Below are 16,443 nucleotides of genomic sequence, written 5' to 3'. Positions count from 1 at the left end.
TCGGAAGCGATAAGCAAATAGTGATGATTCGACACCAGCGACGGACCGGAACCGGCATCGATACCCCGCGTTCCAAGCTTGGCAACCATGCCGCGACGCAGGAGCTGCACCTTGTCCACGCCAGAAGCACGGAAGGGCACGCCCGATCCGACCCTCGACGAAAGTGAATTCCGGAGGCGTTTCCTCCAGCAGTTCCAGGATCCGGCCTATGAACCGCTCGGGCGCGAGCTGCAGCGGATTGCGGACGCGGCCTGGGATGCCTACAGCCATCATCGCAAGAGCCCGAAGACCCGCAAGGCGGGACCGGGCTTTGCCGATCCGGATTACGATCTCGCCGTCGACTGGATCGCCGCGAAGGACGCCATCAACCTGGCGCAGAAGCGGCATGAGGATCCGAACGGCCCGGCTCGGTTCCTGCTGATCTCGGCCTCATCCCGCAGCGAGCATACATGTCCGGGCGAGATGTCCAAGAGCTATCGTCTCGTGGACATCGCCCGCCAAGTCCTTGCGAGCGCGAAGAACGCGGAGGTCGAGGTGCTGGAACTCAGCCGGCTGACCTCGGAATACGGGCGCCACATCCATCCCTGCAAGGCCTGCTTCTCGACGGCGGCGGCTTTGTGCCATTGGCCCTGCTCCTGCTATCCCAACTATTCGCTGGGTCAGACTCATGACTGGATGAACGACATCTACCCGAAGTGGGTGGCAGCACACGGAGTGATGATCGTCACGCCGGTCAATTGGTATCAGGTCTCATCGCCCCTGAAGCTGATGATGGATCGGCTCGTCTGCGCCGATGGCGGCAACCCGGATCCGACCTCGACCCAGGGCAAGAAGACCGACATCGCGAAGGCTATGGAGCTCAAGGGCTGGGATTATCCCAAGCACCTCGAAGGCCGGCTGTTCTCCGTCATTGTCCACGGCGACGCGGAGGGCGCGGGCGATGTGCGCCGCAGCCTGTCCGACTGGCTGCGCGCCATGGATCTCATCCCGGCCGGCAGCGCCGCGGAACTCGACCGCTACATCGGCTACTGGAAGCCCTATGCCACGAGCCACGAGGAGCTCGATCAAGACCAGGCGGTGCAGGACGAAGTGCGCAACGCCGCCTGGACGCTGCTCGAAGCCGTGCAGGCCAAAAGGGCAGGGAGGCTCGTGACGGCCGGAGAAAACCTGAAGGAGCCACGGCAGAAATAATTGGCAAGAGAAAAGGCCGGGCTCTTCACCCGGCCTTTCTACGAAACGCTATCCTTTCAAGACTATCTCGGCGCCGACTTGACCTCGGCGTCCCATTTCTTGAGCAGGCGTGTACGCTCGGCGACCGAGCCATACTTGGCCGTGTCGTAGTTGATCAGCTTCATCTCGGAGAGCTTCGGAGCATCCGGCGAAACGGGCGCGTTTTTGTTAGACGCTATGGAGTAGATCTTCATGTCGGCGCCGACCAGCTTCTGTGCCTCCGCCGAGAGTGCCCAATCCACGAACTTCTGTGCTGTCTCCATGTTCTTGCTGCCCTTCACGAGCGAGATGGAGCCGGTCTCGTAGCCTGTGCCTTCGCATGGCGCGAGAGTTTTGACGGGAGCCCCCTCGGCGATCATCGTCACCATGTCGTGCATGAACGCGATAGCGATCCCGGTCTCGCCCAGGGCCACGGCCTTCACGGGAGCGGCGCCCGATTTGGTGTATTGATTGACGTTCTTGTGCAGGGCTTTCATGTAGTCGAAGGCCTTGTCCTCACCCATGAGCTGCACGAGGGACGCCAGGAAGACATAAGCGGTGCCGGAGGAGTTCGGATCCGACACCTGCACTTCGTCGCGGTATTTCGGATCGAGCAGATCGGCCCAGCATTTCGGCTCCTGCAGGCCGCGGCTTGCGAGCACTTTGGTGTTGTAGCCGATGCCGAGAGCGCCGAGATAGGTGCCGGTCGCACGATACTTCGCCTGCTCGGCGAAGCGCTGAGCCCAGTCGTGCAGCTCGGAAATCTTCGGCGACTTGTACTCGACCGTCAGCCCTTCTTCCGCCGCCTGTATATGGGAATCGCCGGGTCCGCCCCACCACACGTCGGCGCGCGGGTTCGATGCCTCGGCCCTGATCTGCGCCAGGGTCTCGCCGGTGCTCTTGCGCACCATCGTGGCCTTGGCGCCTGTCGCCTTCTCGAAGGCCGCCACGCCTGCACGGCACTGCTCCTCCAAGATCGAGCAGTAGATGGTGATCGGTGCCTGAGCCTGCACGGCAAGCGGTGCCGCGCACAGCGCCGATGTGAAGGCCAAGCCAATCAATGTAAGTCGCATGCAATTCCTCCCGAAGCATCGGCTTTTCTGAGCCGACTTTTTGAAGACCATGCGATTGGGAAGCTTAGCCGACTTATTTGTCAAGATTGATGCGGCCGGATCGTGGAAAACGAAAAGGCCGGGCACATGGCCCGACCTTGCGGTAAAAACAGTAAGCAGACGGTTCTTACCAGGATGTCAGAACCGAGCCCTTGAACTTCTCTTCGATGAACGCCTTCACCTCGGGGGTGTGATAGGATTCGACGAGGGTCTTCACCCAGGGCTTGTTCTTGTCCTCGCTACGCACGGCGATGATGTTCACGTAGGGACCCTTCGGGTTCTCGCGGGCGATGGGATCCTTCACCGGGTCGAGGCCGCCCGATGTCGCGTAGTTGGTGTTGATGACCGCGGCGTCCACGTCTGCGAGCACACGCGGTCCCTGAGCCGCTTCGATCTCGACGAATTTGATCTTCTTCGGGTTGTCGGTCACGTCGAGAGGCGTAGGCTTGTAGCCCGTGCCTTCCTTGAGCTTGATCAGGCCCTTGTCCTGCAGGAGGATGAGGGCGCGGCCGCCATTGGTGGGATCGTTCGGGATCGAGATCGTCGCGCCATTCGGCAGCGCCTCGAGGCTCTTGTGCTTCTTGGAGTAGATGCCGATCGGGAAGTTCACGGTGAGCCCTACGCTCTCGATCTTGTAGCCGCGGTCGGCCACCTGATTGTCGAGATAGGGCTGGTTCTGGAACGAGTTCGCCTCGATGTCACCACCGGCCAGAGCCGTGTTCGGCACCACGTAGTCCGAGAACTCGACGATTTTGATATCGAGGCCCTTCTTGGCGGCGATTGGCTTCACAGCCTCCAGAATCTGCGCGTGCGGACCGGGTGTCGCGGCGATGCGGATGGTCTGCGTCGGCTGTGCCAGAGCCGGCAAAGCGGCGAGAGAAAGGATGGTCGCGAGGCCGAGTTTCTTCAGAGACATTCTTGGTACTCCTTGTGCGAACTTTTGGAATGGTCAGGCGTGGCGGATGCGCTTGTTGAGGCGGCGGGCGAGGCGGTCGCCGATGCTCTGCACCGCCTGGACGAGGACGATGAGCACGACCACAACGGCGAGCATCATCTCGGGCATGAAGCGCTGGTAGCCATAGCGGATGCCGAGATCCCCGAGACCGCCGCCGCCGACTGCGCCCACCATGGCCGAGAAGCCGAGCAGCGACACGATGGCGAGCGTCAGGCCGAGCACGATGCCAGGGAGGGCCTCCGGGATTAGAACTTTCAGCACGATCTGAAGCGGGGTCGCACCGAAGGCACGGGCCGCTTCAATGAGGCCCTGATCCACTTCGCGGATCGCGCCCTCGATCAGGCGCGCGATGAACGGCGTTGCGGCGATGGTCAGCGGCACGATGGCGGCGTTGGTGCCAATCGACGTGCCGGCGATCAGGCGCGTGAAGGGAATGATTGCCACCACGAGGATGATGAAGGGAGTCGAGCGCGTGGCGTTGACGATGACGCCGAGCACGCGGTTGATCCAAGGGGCCGCGAACAGCTCGCCCTTGGCCGAAGTGGCGAGAAAGACGCCGAGCGGCAGCCCTAAGAGGGTCGCGATCAGAGCAGAGACCGCAACCATGTAGAGGGTTTCGCCGGTGGAGGCGGCGATGAGTTTGATCATCTCAGGCGACATAGCCGAGGACCTCCGTGTCGAGACCGTGCTTCTTCAGAAAATCGACCGTGGTGGAAACCGACGTTTCCGGCACGCCGACCACCAGAGTGCCGAAGGGGCGACCTGCGATCTCATCGACCGAGCCCGACAGGATGTTGGCTTCGATGTTGAGATCGCGGGCGAGCCGAGCCAGCACTGGATCGGTGGCGTGGGGACCGCGGAAGCCGATGCGAATCACGGCTTGGCTGCCGGGTATCGCATCAGACCGTAGCCTGTTCTGCACATAGGGCGGCAACGCGCGGCCGGATTCATCGGCGAGGAACGAGCGGGTGACCTCGTGCTGCGGCCGGGTGAAGACCTCGAACACGTCGCCCTGCTCGACGATGCGGCCGCCCTCGATCACCGCGACCTCGCGGGCGATGTTGCGGATCACCGCCATCTCATGGGTGATGAGCAGGATGGTGAGACCGAGCTCCTCGTTGATACGTGCGAGCAGATCGAGGATCGACCGGGTGGTCTCCGGGTCGAGGGCCGAGGTCGCCTCATCCGACAGGAGAACCTTGGGCTTGGTGGCGAGCGCGCGGGCGATGCCGACGCGCTGCTTCTGGCCGCCGGAGAGTTCGGACGGATAGCGGTTGCGCTTGTCGGTGAGGCCGACGAGGGCGAGAAGCTCCTCGACCCGCGTCCGGATCTCTGGCCTATCATAGCCTGCTACCTCAAGCGGCAGGGCGATGTTCTGGGCGGCCGTACGTGAGGAGAGCAGGTTGAAGTGCTGGAAGATCATGCCGATGGAGCGGCGCGCATGGCGCAGGGCCGTCTCCGGCAGGGCGGCAATATCGGCGCCGTCCACGATCACCTTGCCGGAGGATGGCTTCTCCAAACCGTTCACGAGGCGGATCAGGGTCGACTTGCCTGCACCGGAGCGGCCGATGACACCAAGGATGGAGCCTTGCGGTACGGCAAGATCGATCTCACGCAACGCTGTCACGGGCTGGCCGTCCCGTCCGGGAAAAGTCTTCGAGACCTTTTCCAATCGAACAATGGATTGCGCTGGGATCAGGCGCTGCGCCGGCGTATCGCCGATATAGCCAAGAGGGGCGTTCATGAACTCGCCTTTGGAAACTTTCGTCTGAGGTCGATAGGACACATGAGCCATCCCGTTCTCTAAGTCAACGGTTTCGTTCTTTAAACAGGACAATTTGATTTGAAGAACGGTTGCAGGATTTAAGCGCCTGTTGCCGTTGTCACAAGGCTGCTATCGCTTGCCGCAAGAGGAAGTTCCTCCTTTCTTTCGCCACAAGGGCCATTGATCCGGCTTCCTTGTGTTTCTAAGAGCCGGGTCAGGGACTCTGGCAGGAGATGCGTATGGTCAAGGCGAGCCTCGTGCTGGCACTTTTAGGATTCGTGGTGCTCGCGGCTTCGGTGTCGGGAGCCGTCGCCGTTCCGTTCTACCTGCCCCTCTCCACCCTGGTCTTGGCTGGGGTGATGTATATCGGGCGTAATATCCCAAAATTCCTGCGCATCTTCCTCGTGATGCTCTCGGGTACGCATCTGGTGCTCCTCGCACTAGTCCTGGGCGCCCGGGCCGGCGTCATCACAGGCGATTACACGGGCTACGTTCCGCCACCGTCTGCTGCTCTCGGCGCGACCGCGTTCGGAGCGCTCATCTTCGGGCTCTCCTATGTGCCCGTGGTGCGTACCATTTGCCGCATCGCCGATCGCTATCTCGAATCCCAGGCCAACAGCGTCATCCGTATCCCGTTCATCGGCCTCGTGCGGGCACGGGAGGGTACCATCGGCACTTGGATGATCGGAATCCTTATCGCGATCAACCTCGCCCAAGTCGCACTTAATGTTCGCCTCAGCTTCTTCTCGCGCGACATGTTCAATGCGCTTGAAGCTAAGGATGCGGCGGCTTTCTGGTATCAGCTCTTCGTCATCTTCACGCCGCTCGCTGCCGTCTTCGTGGCCATCGCGCTCACCGAGGTGCTGCTGCAGAACGTGCTCACCATCCGCTGGCGCGCCTATCTCAACACTTATTACGTTGGCGAGTGGCTGGGCGACGGTGCTCATTACCGGATGCAGCTTCTCGGCCGTGGTGCGGACAACCCGGACCAGCGCATCTCGGAAGACCTGCGCAAGTTCGTCGAGAGCACCTACTCACTCTCCCTCGGTCTTATGAACCAGGCTGCGACCCTGGTCTCCTTCGTGGCGATCCTCTGGACTATTTCAGCCGGTTTCACCTTTCCAGGCACGAACGTGGAGGTTCCAGGCCTTCTGGTGTGGGTCTGCGCCGGCTACGCCATTCTCGGCACATGGGTGACGCATCTGATCGGCCGTCCGCTCATCGCCCTCAACTTCGAGCAGGAGCGGGTGGAGGCAAACTACCGCTTCTCCTTAGCGCGCCTGCGCGAATATACCGAGCAGGTGGCGCTACTGTCCGGCGAACCGGCCGAGCGGGAGGGCATCGCCCGGCGGTTCGGCCAGATCGTCGACAACTACATGCGAATCGTCGTCCGCCTCATCAAGCTTAACACCTTCACATCGGCTTATTTCCAAGCCAACGTGGTGGTGCCTTACATTCTCACTGCGCCTTACTACTTCGTCGGCAAGATCTCGCTTGGCCAGATGCAGCAGGTGGTCGGTGCCTTCTCGCGGGTGGAATCTGCTCTCACCTACTTCATCACCATCTATACGACGCTCGCCGACTACAAGGCCGTGCTCGACCGTCTCACCACCTTCGAGGGCGCCATCGCGTCGGCCCAGCGGGTCGGCGGCGAGAGCAAGCTTGCCATCACGGAAGCACCTGACCGCGAACTGCGCCTGAAGGGGCTCGACGTGCGTCTGCCCGACGGCAGTGCCCTGCTGCACACGGATGCGCTCACCTTCCGTCCGGGCGAGCGTACGCTGATGACCGGGCCATCGGGCTCGGGCAAATCAACCCTGTTCCGTGCCATCGCCGGCATCTGGCCCTTCGGCGAGGGGCAGATCCTCGTGCCGGAGGGGCAGACCATGATGCTCCTGCCGCAGCGGCCTTATATCCCGATCGGCACGCTGCGCGATGCGGTGACCTATCCGGGCAAAGTCGACGCTTACACGGATAACGAGATGGCCGATGCCCTGCGCACCGCGAAGCTCCCGCAGATCGCGGAGCGCCTCGACGAGGAGCGGGCCTGGGCCCAGACCCTGTCGCTGGGCGAGCAGCAGCGCCTCGCGGTCGCCCGTGCGCTCCTCACCAAGCCGGACTGGCTGTTCCTGGACGAGGCGACGGCTGCCCTGGACGAGCCGACCGAGGCGGACATCTACCGCATCATCCAGGAGAAGCTGCCGAACACGACCGTCGTGTCCATCGGCCACCGCTCGACGCTGGCGGCCTATCACGACCGGCGCATCGACCTGAAGAAGACGGAGAGCGGCCTGTCCACTCCCGTCGACCTGCGTCAGGCCGAGCCCGCGGAATAAGGCTCAGGCACGATCAACAAACAAAAGGCCGGCGTGAAGCCGGCCTTTTTCCGTTCAAGTCAAGTAAGCCTTAGAGCGCGCGCTCTAGGACCAGCTGGCCGCCGTTCTGGGTGCGGATGATCAGGTTGCGGCCTTCGATGTCCCACTTGCCCGAGGCGCGGAGCGCCACGAGGAAGGACTGCTCGATGGCCATGGCGGACTTGTCGCAGCTCTTCTTCGTGAGGGCGAAGGGGCCGACGGCCAAGACTTGCTCGCGCAGCGGGTAGGCCGCGGTCGCATAGGTGTTGCAGCCGGCAAAGCCGGTGGCGCGCATCTGGTCATCGAGCCTGAAGCTCGGACGCTCGCCGGTGAAGGGCCTACCGTTCAGGCTGACGGCCACCCAGGACGAATTCAGCGGGAAGACCTTGCCTGTCTGGCCGGGCTGCGGAACCTTGGTGTCCACCTGGCGGGTCGGGCCAACCGGGCGGCCGAGGGTTGCAGCGGCTGACTGGGCATGAGCTCCCGAGACGGTGGTCAATGCCACCAGAAATGTCGCAAATCGAAGCGCGTTCATCGGAACCTCTACAACGGAAAAACGCCCGGACCATAAGGGGCCTTGGGCTTTGAGGCAACGCCCAAGGTGCTCCAGCGGCAATGTTGTCCTATCCTCGCGTGCGGAAATGCACCTAACCAATTCGCCGCAGGAGGCGTTCGGTGAGAGCGTTCGTGGGGCGGAACAGATAATCGAAGGCCCGGACGGAGATGTCCTGGGCGCCGAGGCTCTGCAGGGCCGTCACGATGTCGAACACGGTCGCGGTCCGGCAATGGAGCACGATCTCGCGCCCCAGGGCGCTGCCATAGGGGAGGGTCGCGCCATGCTCCCTGGCGAGCGGCGCTAGGCCTGAGGCTTTCGCCGGATCGAGCGACGCGCGGATCTCGCGGCTGGTGCGCGCTTCCTCCTCGGCGGCGATGCGCGTCAGCACGGCCGTCGCGGCGGCCTTGGCCCGGTCCGTCCAGGGCGCTCGGGTGGAGGCGACGAGATTGGCCTCGGAGCGCAGCATCACGCCATCGTCGAGGATTTTCAGGGCGTTGGCTGCAAGCGTCGCGCCGGTGGTGGTGATGTCGACGATCAGCTCCGCCGAGCCGGCGCCCGGCGCGCCTTCCGTGGCGCCCAGGCTCTCGACGATCCGGTAGTCGGACACGCCCTTCTCGGCGAAGAAGCGACGGGTGAGGTTCACGTATTTCGTCGCGACCCGCATCTTGGTGCCGTGGCGGGCGCGGATGTCGGCTGCTACCTCGTCGAGGTCGGCCATGTTGCGCACGTCGATCCAGGCCTGCGGCACGGCGACGACGACGTTGGCGTGGCCGAAGCCCAGCGGCGTCAGCAGCTCGACGGCCGTGTCCGCATCCGGGATCTGCTCGCGGATCAGGTCCTCGCCGGTGATGCCAAGATGGGCCGTACCCGAGCTGAGCTGGCTGACGATCTCGGATGCCGAGAGAAACGCCACTTCCACTTCGGGCACGCCCTTGAGCGTGCCGCGGTAATCACGTGCGCCGCGGGACTGGGTGAAGACGAGCCCGGCGCGGGCGAAGAAGGCGGCTGCGTTTTCCTGCAGGCGTCCCTTGGAGGGAACGGCCAGGATGAGGGGAGTATCGGTCATCAGGGCCTCTCCACGATGCGGTCGAGCCAGAAGGAGCAGCCGACCGCCGGGATCGGCGCCTCGGCGCCCAGATGCTCCAGGAGGCGGTCATAGCGTCCGCCGCCGACAACCGGCTTGCCGTCGCTGCGGCGTGGGTCCTGCACCTCGAAGATGAAGCCCGTGTAATAGTCGAGATTGCGCGCGAAGGTGGCGGCAAACGAGAAGCTGCGGACGTCGAGGCCGCGTGCGGCCATGAAGCCGGTGCGCTCCTCGAACAGGATCAGAGCCGGGCCGATATCGAGGCCCGCGTCCTTGGCCAGGGCCCGCACGGAATGAGCCGCCTGATCCGGATCGCCCGCGATGGCGAGGTAGCGCTCCAGAACCTGCCGGGCCTCGTCGGCCAGGCCGGTGCGGTTGGCGGCACGGGCCAGGAAGCGCTCGGCGATCTCGCCCGCGCTACGCCCGCCGACCCGAGCGATGCCCGCGATCGACAGGATGTCCTCGACGAAGGCTTTTGCCGCTTGAGGCGCCTGCCCCTCGATGGCGGCGAGAAGGCCCGCGTGCTCCTGGGCGCCCGGACCCTCGGGCTCGGTGAGGCTCCACAGGCCCTGGCCCGACACGATGGCGCGGATCACCCGCCGCTTGGCGGCCGGTGCTACCCCGAGGGCATCGATCAGGGCATGGAGAAGGCCCATGTCGCCGAGCTTCACCACCGGGGAGGGGCCGCCGATCCGGGCCAGCCCTTCCAGGGCAAGGGCCAGGATCTCGGCGTCCACGGCCGACACGTCCGTCCGGCCGATGGATTCCAATCCGGCCTGCAAGAACTCGCCGCTTTCACCTGTTCGCATGCGGAAGACCGGGCCGCCATAGGCATAGCCGAGGGGTTCGGCGCCGCGCTGGGCGAGATGCTGGAGGCAGACGGGAATGGTGTATTCGGGCCTGAGGCACAGCTCGGTGCCGGCAGCATCCTGCGTCACGAACATGCGCCGCCGGATATCCTCGCCCGACAGGTCGATGAACACGTCCGCCGGCTGGAGCACCGGCGGCTCGACACGCGCATAACCCTCGCGCTCGAACAGCGCGATCAGCGCAACAATGGCATCCGTCTCCGTCACTGGCTTGGCTCAATCCTTATGCTGGCATGCTCTCTAGCAATGCCCGGGCCCGAAGGCGATTGTTTTTGACTGGAAGGGTGAACGGAGGAGGACCCGAACCTCCCCGCTGTAATCCCCGCGCAGGCGGGGATCCATAACTGCCGACGTCTTAGAGAGGGCGAGCAGCGTCGTGCCTCGTTCTGCACTGTCGTGGTTGTGGATCCCGGGCTCTGCTGCGCAGCCCCGGGATGACAGGGCGGGACTGGTTTGTACGATCCCGGATCGGCTGCGCCGTCCGGGATGACGGTGATGGTGTCATTCCCGGTTGGAGCGTCAACGGAGGGGATGGAATCGATGGCGCCCCGCGTGCTCGTGGATCCCCTTCCCGGCCTGCGGCCGCCGGGGATGACACCCTCTCACGTCATCACCGGCCTTGTGCCGGTGATCCCGATGGCTTGAAGCGCTGTGCTCCACAGCATCGGGATGGCCGGGACGAGCCCGGCCATGACGTAGAGGGTCTAGGAACCGGAGAGACGGCTTAACAGCGGCATCATCCCGGACGGCGCAGCCGATCGGGATGACTATGGTGGGGATGAGTGAAGGAGTGACAGTGATGACCTGTCATTCCTGCCGAAAGCGGAGGGGGAGGGAATTCATGGTTCAGCACATGCAAGCGGATCCCCGTCCCGGCCCTACGGTGGCCGGGGATAGCACCCGAGCGTCTATAACCGGGGCGCGCCCGGCCATAACGATGACAGTCGGGTGAGGAGTGAAACCTCAGCGCTTCGTGGCCGTGTCGCTCTTGGCCTTCGTCGTTTTGCGCTTGCTGTGATCGCTCGAGCGGTTCACGTATTTGACCTTCTTGGGCTCCGCCTTGCCCTTGCCCGAGCCGCCCTCTTCGCCCATGAGGCTCGGGGGCAGGAAGTGGCGGGCGGCTTCGGACACGACATTCGCGACAGCGCCGGCGGCGGTCTGGCTCAGGTCCGCCGTCTGGGAGCCGGCATCGGCAGCAGCCGCGCCCGCCTTCTTGGCCATCCGGGTCCGGGTGAGGACGGTCGCGGCCGCACCGGCTGCAGCGATTAGGGCGTCGGCCAGAATTTCGCGGCCCAGATCCGAGTTGATGAGGTCCATGAGACCCGACTTCTTGGCCGTTTTCGCCAGCTTCGCGCCCGTGCTCTTGCCAGTGCCTTTCTTCGCTTTGCTGCTGCTCTTCTTGTCCTTCGGCATGTTCATCTCCTGATGGTCAAGCTTCCGAGACAACCCGAAGGTTACCATCGGGGTTCCCGAATGGCCAAGCTTATCCGAAGTGCGAGGGGAAGTGTCTGGCCAGAACCTCGCGCACGGCCTCGACCAGCTTGGCCTCAGCCACCGAGAACTGCGCCGGGCGGGCGGCCTTCCACTCCTCGTTGGAGGCAATGGCCTGAGCCGCCTTGGCGCCTTCGATCAGGTCCTTGATCTCGACCTCGCCGCGCTCGCGCTCGTTCGAGCCTTGAATGATCACGCAGGGGCTCTGCCGCTTATCGGCATACTTCATCTGGGCCTTCATGCCCGAGGAGCCGAGATAAAGCTCGGCCCGGATGCCGGCCTGGCGCAAGGCGGAGACCATGCGCTGGTAGGCGGCGATCTGGTCCTTGTCCATCACGAGCACCACCACCGGGCCAGGCTTTTCGGAGCCGGACACGATGGGACTCTTGACCATCTGCAGGGCCGAGAGCAGGCGCGAGACGCCGATGGAAAAGCCGGTGGCGGGAACGGGCTCGGAGCGGAAGCGGCCCACGAGTCCATCATAACGCCCGCCGCCGCCCACCGAGCCGAAGCGGACGGGACGCCCATCCTCGTCCTGCACCTGGAACGTCAGCTCGGCCTCGTAGACGGGGCCGGTGTAGTATTCGAGGCCGCGCACGACGGAGGGGTCCATCATAACTTTTGTGTCATACCCTGCCGAGGCAAGGATGTTGCCGATTTCTTTTAGCTCCTGAATGCCAGAGCTAAAAGTTTGGCTACCTTTTAAAGATTGAGATTCGGAACCGTACGCAGCATCCATCGCGGATAGCATATCCATAGGTTCTTGATGGCCCGAGATCTCCAGAAGGGGATTGAAATTGTTTCTGGTCTCAGGAACAAGAGCTCCAGCACCCGTTCCACTTCGCAGCGTCACAAACCAGATTAAGCGATCGATTTGCCAGTCTAGAAGGCCTGCTCCCTGTGTGACATCTCCGCTCTCATCAACACGTTTTTCCCCGAGCAGGGCACGGACACCGGCCTCTCCTAGGCGGTCAAATTTGTCTAAGGCGCGTAACACAATTAGTCGCTGAGCGGCCTTATCATCGCCGCCGAGATCAATGGCTTCCATTAGGCCATCAAGGATTTTCCGATTATTGACCTTGATGACGTACTGTCCCCTAAGCCCAAGCCGCTCCATCGTATCGGCGGCCATCATGCAAATTTCCGCGTCCGCCGCGACGGAGGCGGCGCCCACGGTGTCGGCGTCGAACTGCATGAACTGGCGGAAGCGGCCGGGGCCCGGCTTCTCGTTGCGGAACACCCAGCCGGACCGGTAGCTGCGATAGGGCTTGGGCAGGGCGTCGAAGTTCTCGGCCACGTAGCGGGCGAGCGGCGCGGTCAGGTCGTAGCGCAGCGACAGCCACTGCTCATCATCGTCCTGGAACGAGAACACGCCTTCGTTCGGCCGGTCCTGATCGGGCAGGAACTTGCCGAGCGAGTCCGTATATTCGACGAAGGGTGTCTCCACGCCCTCGAAGCCGTAGAGCTCATAGGATTCGCGGATCGCCGCCAGCATGCGCTCGGTGGCGGCGAGGTCGGCGGGGTTGCGATCGGCAAAGCCGCGCGGCGCGCGGGCCTTGATCTTGTCGGCCTTGGACATGGTTTCTTACAGCAGCCGTTGGATTGGGGAAACGTGCTGCGGTCCTACTCCCTGCGGCGGGGAGGGGCAAGGTGTAGTAGCGATTTCCGCTACACCACCCGTCATCCCGGACGAAGCGTCAGCGGAGATCCGGGAACATCGGATGAGTATGGCGCGAGAACTCTCCTCCCCCTTGTGGGGAGGAGTTGGAGGTGGGGGTGTGAGCGCTGAACTGGACCAGCGTGGCGCTGGCACCCCCACCCTGGCCCTCCCCACAAGGGGGAGGGAAACACGCGCTCTATCCTGCACCCGATCCCGGATCGGCTGCGCCGTCCGGGATGACGCTTGCTATGGGAGGGTTACGCCACCGCCTTGATCACCTTCGTGAGCTTGTCGACGATCTCGCCGATCTGCTCCTCGGTGATGATCAGCGGCGGCGACAGGGCGATGGTGTCGCCGGTGACGCGCATCATGATGCCATGCTCCTGGAAGCCACGGTCCATGGCCTCGAAGGCGCGGGCGCCCACCGCGTCGGGGCGTGAGGCAAGATCGATGGCGCCGACGATGCCGATTGTGCGGATGTCGAGCACGTTCGGCAGGCTCTTGAGGCCGTGGATCGCATCGGCCCAGACCGGCTCCATGGCCTTGGCCCGTTCGAACAGCTTCTCGTCCCGGTAGATGTCCTGGGCGGCGAGCGCTGCCGCGCAGGCGAGCGGATGCCCGGAATAGGTGTAGCCGTGGAACAGCTCGATCATGTGCTCCGGACCCTTCATGAAGGTGTCGTAGAGCCCTTGGCGCACCATCACGCCGCCCATGGGCACGGCGCCGGAATTCACCCCCTTGGCGAAGGTGATCATGTCCGGGATGACGCCGTAGCGCTCGGCGGCAAAGGCCGTGCCGAGGCGGCCGAAGCCCGTGATGACCTCGTCGAAGATCAGCAGGATTCCGTGCTTGTCGCAGATCTCGCGCAGGCGCTTGAGATAGCCCTTGGGAGGAGCCAGCACGCCCGTGGAGCCGGCCATCGGCTCGACGATCACGGCCGCGATCGTGGACGCGTCATGCAGCGCCACGATGCGCTCCAGCTCGTCCGCGAGATGCGCACCCCATTCGGGCTCGCCACGCGAGAAGGCCTGCTGTTCCCGATTGTAGGTGTGGGGCAGGTGGTCGACGCCAGCAAGAAGCGAGCCGAAGAACTGGCGGTTCTTGACGATACCGCCCACCGAGATACCACCGAAGCCGACGCCGTGATAGCCGCGCTCGCGGCCGATCAGGCGCGTCTTGCTGCCCTGGCCTTTGGCGTTCCAGTAGGCGAGGGCCACTTTCAGCGCCGTGTCCACGGCCTCGGAGCCCGAGTTGCAGAAGAACACGTGGTTCAGGTCGCCGGGGGCGAGCTGGGCGAGGCGGGACGCCAGCGCGAAGCCGCCCGCATGGCCGAACTGGAAGGCCGGCGAGTAGTCGAGCTCCGCGGCCTGGGCCTGGATGGCCTGGGTGATCTCGTCCCGGTTATGGCCGGCGTTGCAGCACCAGAGGCCGGCGGCGCCGTCGATCACCTCGCGGCCTTCCGGCGTGTAGTAATACATGTCCTTCGCGCGGGCGATCATGCGTGGCCGCTGCTTGAAGGAGCGGTTGGCCGTGAACGGAAGCCACCACGCCTCGAGGTCGTTGGGTGCGAGGGAGTCGTTGGCGGCTCTGGAAATCTGGGCGGTCATGGCTTTTCCCCGGAAATGGCTGGCGGGGAGCCTAGCAGCCGTTTCCGGGCGCGGCAAAAGGATCTTTGCGCCAAGCCATGAGCAGGGCGCAAGTCTTAGCCCTACATCGTCATGCCAGTCGCCTCATAGCCGGCGGCGTTGAGGGCCTGGGTCACTTCGAGGGCCTGCGCCGTGGTGACCACATGCACGCGTCCATGATCGAGATCCACCTCGACCTTGGCGCCGGGATCCAGCCGCTGGATGGTCTTGGTGACCGCGTTGACGCAGCCCTGGCAGGTCATTCCGTCAACCTGCATGAGCAGGTCTTTGCGAGGCTCTTCCATCGATATGCCCTTTCCAAACTGCCTGACAGGCCTTGAGCGAGCAACGCGCGGTTGCGCAAAAATGTCCATTGCGGGAATGCGAAACTTGCATGGCGATTCGCCGTGATTCACATTCGGTTAAGACACTGATTCGGGCATCAGCCCCGAGCCAGGGGAGCGGGGGCACCCATGGTCATAACCAATAAAACAACTCTGGTCCTACGGGGCCGGAAGGCGGCTTTGCTCGCCTTCACGCCGGCCTTTATCACGGCATCCGCTTCGGCCTATGTGCCGATCGAGGCGGGGCTCGTCATGCCGGCCTTTGCCGTTCTGATCACGATGGTGATCGGCGGTCTCCTCATTCTTCGGCAGCAGGCTGAGACGAGCGGGCATGAGCAGATGGGAAACTCTACCGTTCCGCTCGCGCCGCGACCAGTCAAGGCTGCGGGGGGATGTCCGGCGGGTCTTCTTCGCGAACTCGCCAAAACTGCGCATGCGCCGGAGAGCGCCGCGCAGGCTGTTCCTACGCTGCGCGCCAAGCCATCCCTGACGCTCGTGGGCGGGTCCGCTGCCGGCTCCGACAGCTTCCCCGAACCGTCCCTGCTGCCTTCCATCCGCCGGCTCTCGGCCGACGAGACGAGCCGGATCAGGCTTGTCACCCAGGCCTTCGAGGCGGACCGGATCGAGCTGCACCTGCAGCCCATCGTGTCGCTGCCGCAGGGCAGGATCCGCTTCTATGAGACCCTGGCGCGGCTGCGTCTGGCGGACGGGACCCTCCTGGCTCCGGTCGAGTTCCTGCCCATCCTGGAATGCTCAGGCCGCGCGGCCGATTTCGACCGGCGCATCCTGATCCGCGCCATGGCGGTCGCCCGCCATCTCATGGCCCGCGGCAGCGAGGCCATCGTGGGGGTGAACCTGTCGGCGCATGCCATTGTGGAGCCCGGCTTCCTGTGGTCGCTGGCCGGCCTGCTGGATTCCTCGCCGGAGATTCTCGGCAGGATCGTCCTGGAGCTGCCCCAGCACAGCTGGCGCCATCTCGATGCCGATCTTAAAAGCGCGCTGGCAACCCGGCGGGAGCGCGGCGTGCCGTTCTCCCTCGACCGCGCGGCCGATCTCCGCTTCGACCCGCAAGCACTTTCGGATCTGGGTGTCCGCTTCATGAAGCTGCCGGCCGATCTGCTGATCAAGGCCGCCGAGCAGCAGGACGGGCGCTATGCGGGACCGGAGCTCGACGTGCGGGATTTCGCCCCCACGCTGCGCCGCCACGGCATCCGTCTGATCGCCGAGCGGGTGGACCGGGACGACATGGTGCCGGTTCTCGGCGACCTCGGCGTTCAGCTTGCGCAGGGCTTCGCCTTCGCGGCGCCGCGCCCAGTCAAGCCGGAGATCGCCGGCGAACAGGATCTGCCGCGACCCTTCGGCCTGGAGGATGCGCCAACACGTCTGCAGCGCGCCGGTTGACTTGAGACGCGCAAGGTC

At 64.1% G+C, this 16,443-nt stretch carries 15 protein-coding genes; 4 read left to right on the top strand and 11 right to left on the bottom strand.

Annotation, left to right across the window (positions count from 1 at the left end; translation table 11 throughout):
• The first annotated feature begins 87 nt into the window (after nucleotides 1–87).
• Nucleotides 88–1,191 (top strand): flavodoxin family protein, encoded by a 1,104-nt coding sequence (locus I2H36_RS06360; RefSeq protein ID WP_196263019.1) that lies wholly within the window; start codon nucleotides 88–90, stop codon nucleotides 1,189–1,191.
• Between the two features lie 62 nt (nucleotides 1,192–1,253).
• Here I2H36_RS06360 and I2H36_RS06355 read toward each other — a convergent pair whose 3' ends face one another.
• From I2H36_RS06355 to I2H36_RS06340, 4 genes are all read right to left on the bottom strand, one after another.
• Nucleotides 1,254–2,282: an ABC transporter substrate-binding protein gene (locus I2H36_RS06355; protein ID WP_196263018.1), complete on the bottom strand. Its 1,029-nt coding sequence runs from the start codon at nucleotides 2,280–2,282 to the stop codon at nucleotides 1,254–1,256.
• A 166-nt stretch (nucleotides 2,283–2,448) separates the two neighbouring features.
• Complete coding sequence (locus I2H36_RS06350) at nucleotides 2,449–3,237, bottom strand: MetQ/NlpA family ABC transporter substrate-binding protein (RefSeq protein WP_196263017.1); 789 nt, start codon at nucleotides 3,235–3,237, stop codon at nucleotides 2,449–2,451.
• Between the two features lie 33 nt (nucleotides 3,238–3,270).
• Nucleotides 3,271–3,936 (bottom strand): methionine ABC transporter permease, encoded by a 666-nt coding sequence (locus I2H36_RS06345; RefSeq protein WP_196263016.1) that lies wholly within the window; start codon nucleotides 3,934–3,936, stop codon nucleotides 3,271–3,273.
• On the bottom strand, nucleotides 3,926–5,020 hold the full coding sequence (locus I2H36_RS06340; protein WP_246718670.1) for a methionine ABC transporter ATP-binding protein: 1,095 nt from the start codon (nucleotides 5,018–5,020) through the stop codon (nucleotides 3,926–3,928). Before I2H36_RS06340 ends, I2H36_RS06345 begins: the two co-directional genes overlap by 11 nt.
• A 260-nt stretch (nucleotides 5,021–5,280) precedes the next feature.
• Between I2H36_RS06340 and I2H36_RS06335 the strand changes: the two genes are divergently transcribed.
• A complete protein-coding gene (locus I2H36_RS06335) occupies nucleotides 5,281–7,377 on the top strand; it encodes an ABC transporter ATP-binding protein/permease (RefSeq protein ID WP_196263015.1) in 2,097 nt (698 codons plus the stop codon).
• 70 nt (nucleotides 7,378–7,447) lie between these two features.
• On the opposite strand, the gene I2H36_RS06330 is transcribed toward I2H36_RS06335, so the two are convergent.
• The 6 genes from I2H36_RS06330 to aptA form a co-directional block, all read right to left on the bottom strand.
• Nucleotides 7,448–7,930 (bottom strand): META domain-containing protein, encoded by a 483-nt coding sequence (locus I2H36_RS06330; protein WP_196263014.1) that lies wholly within the window; start codon nucleotides 7,928–7,930, stop codon nucleotides 7,448–7,450.
• 112 nt (nucleotides 7,931–8,042) lie between these two features.
• A complete protein-coding gene (hisG, locus tag I2H36_RS06325) occupies nucleotides 8,043–9,017 on the bottom strand; it encodes an ATP phosphoribosyltransferase (protein ID WP_196263013.1) in 975 nt (324 codons plus the stop codon).
• Complete coding sequence (locus I2H36_RS06320; RefSeq protein ID WP_196263012.1) at nucleotides 9,017–10,111, bottom strand: ATP phosphoribosyltransferase regulatory subunit; 1,095 nt, start codon at nucleotides 10,109–10,111, stop codon at nucleotides 9,017–9,019. The genes hisG and I2H36_RS06320 overlap by 1 nt, the downstream gene beginning before the upstream one ends.
• A 756-nt stretch (nucleotides 10,112–10,867) precedes the next feature.
• The gene (locus I2H36_RS06315) at nucleotides 10,868–11,317 is read right to left on the bottom strand and encodes a hypothetical protein (RefSeq protein ID WP_196263011.1); all 450 of its coding nucleotides are present in this window, start codon (nucleotides 11,315–11,317) and stop codon (nucleotides 10,868–10,870) included.
• A 70-nt stretch (nucleotides 11,318–11,387) separates the two neighbouring features.
• Nucleotides 11,388–12,974 carry a histidine--tRNA ligase gene (gene hisS / locus I2H36_RS06310; protein ID WP_196263010.1) on the bottom strand — a complete coding sequence of 529 codons (1,587 nt, stop codon included), beginning with the start codon at nucleotides 12,972–12,974 and terminating at the stop codon, nucleotides 11,388–11,390.
• Nucleotides 12,975–13,312: 338 nt separating this feature from the next.
• Nucleotides 13,313–14,650, bottom strand: coding sequence for an omega-aminotransferase AptA (gene aptA / locus I2H36_RS06305; RefSeq protein ID WP_425523285.1), 1,338 nt, complete (start codon nucleotides 14,648–14,650; stop codon nucleotides 13,313–13,315).
• On the opposite strand from aptA, the gene I2H36_RS20480 reads away from it, so the two are divergent.
• Complete coding sequence (locus tag I2H36_RS20480; protein WP_425523284.1) at nucleotides 14,620–14,697, top strand: KxYKxGKxW signal peptide domain-containing protein; 78 nt, start codon at nucleotides 14,620–14,622, stop codon at nucleotides 14,695–14,697. The genes aptA and I2H36_RS20480 overlap by 31 nt on opposite strands.
• Before the next feature lie 66 nt (nucleotides 14,698–14,763).
• Here I2H36_RS20480 and I2H36_RS06300 read toward each other — a convergent pair whose 3' ends face one another.
• Nucleotides 14,764–14,985, bottom strand: coding sequence for a heavy-metal-associated domain-containing protein (locus tag I2H36_RS06300; RefSeq protein ID WP_196263008.1), 222 nt, complete (start codon nucleotides 14,983–14,985; stop codon nucleotides 14,764–14,766).
• A 168-nt stretch (nucleotides 14,986–15,153) separates the two neighbouring features.
• Between I2H36_RS06300 and I2H36_RS06295 the strand changes: the two genes are divergently transcribed.
• Nucleotides 15,154–16,425, top strand: coding sequence for an EAL domain-containing protein (locus I2H36_RS06295; protein WP_196263007.1), 1,272 nt, complete (start codon nucleotides 15,154–15,156; stop codon nucleotides 16,423–16,425).
• Nucleotides 16,426–16,443 lie beyond the last annotated feature (18 nt).

The sequence above is a fragment of the Microvirga terrestris genome (assembly GCF_015694425.1).
Taxonomy (GTDB): domain Bacteria; phylum Pseudomonadota; class Alphaproteobacteria; order Rhizobiales; family Beijerinckiaceae; genus Microvirga; species Microvirga terrestris.
The sequence above is the reverse complement of the archived record's forward strand: the minus strand, read 5'-3'. Positions and strand labels throughout refer to the sequence as shown.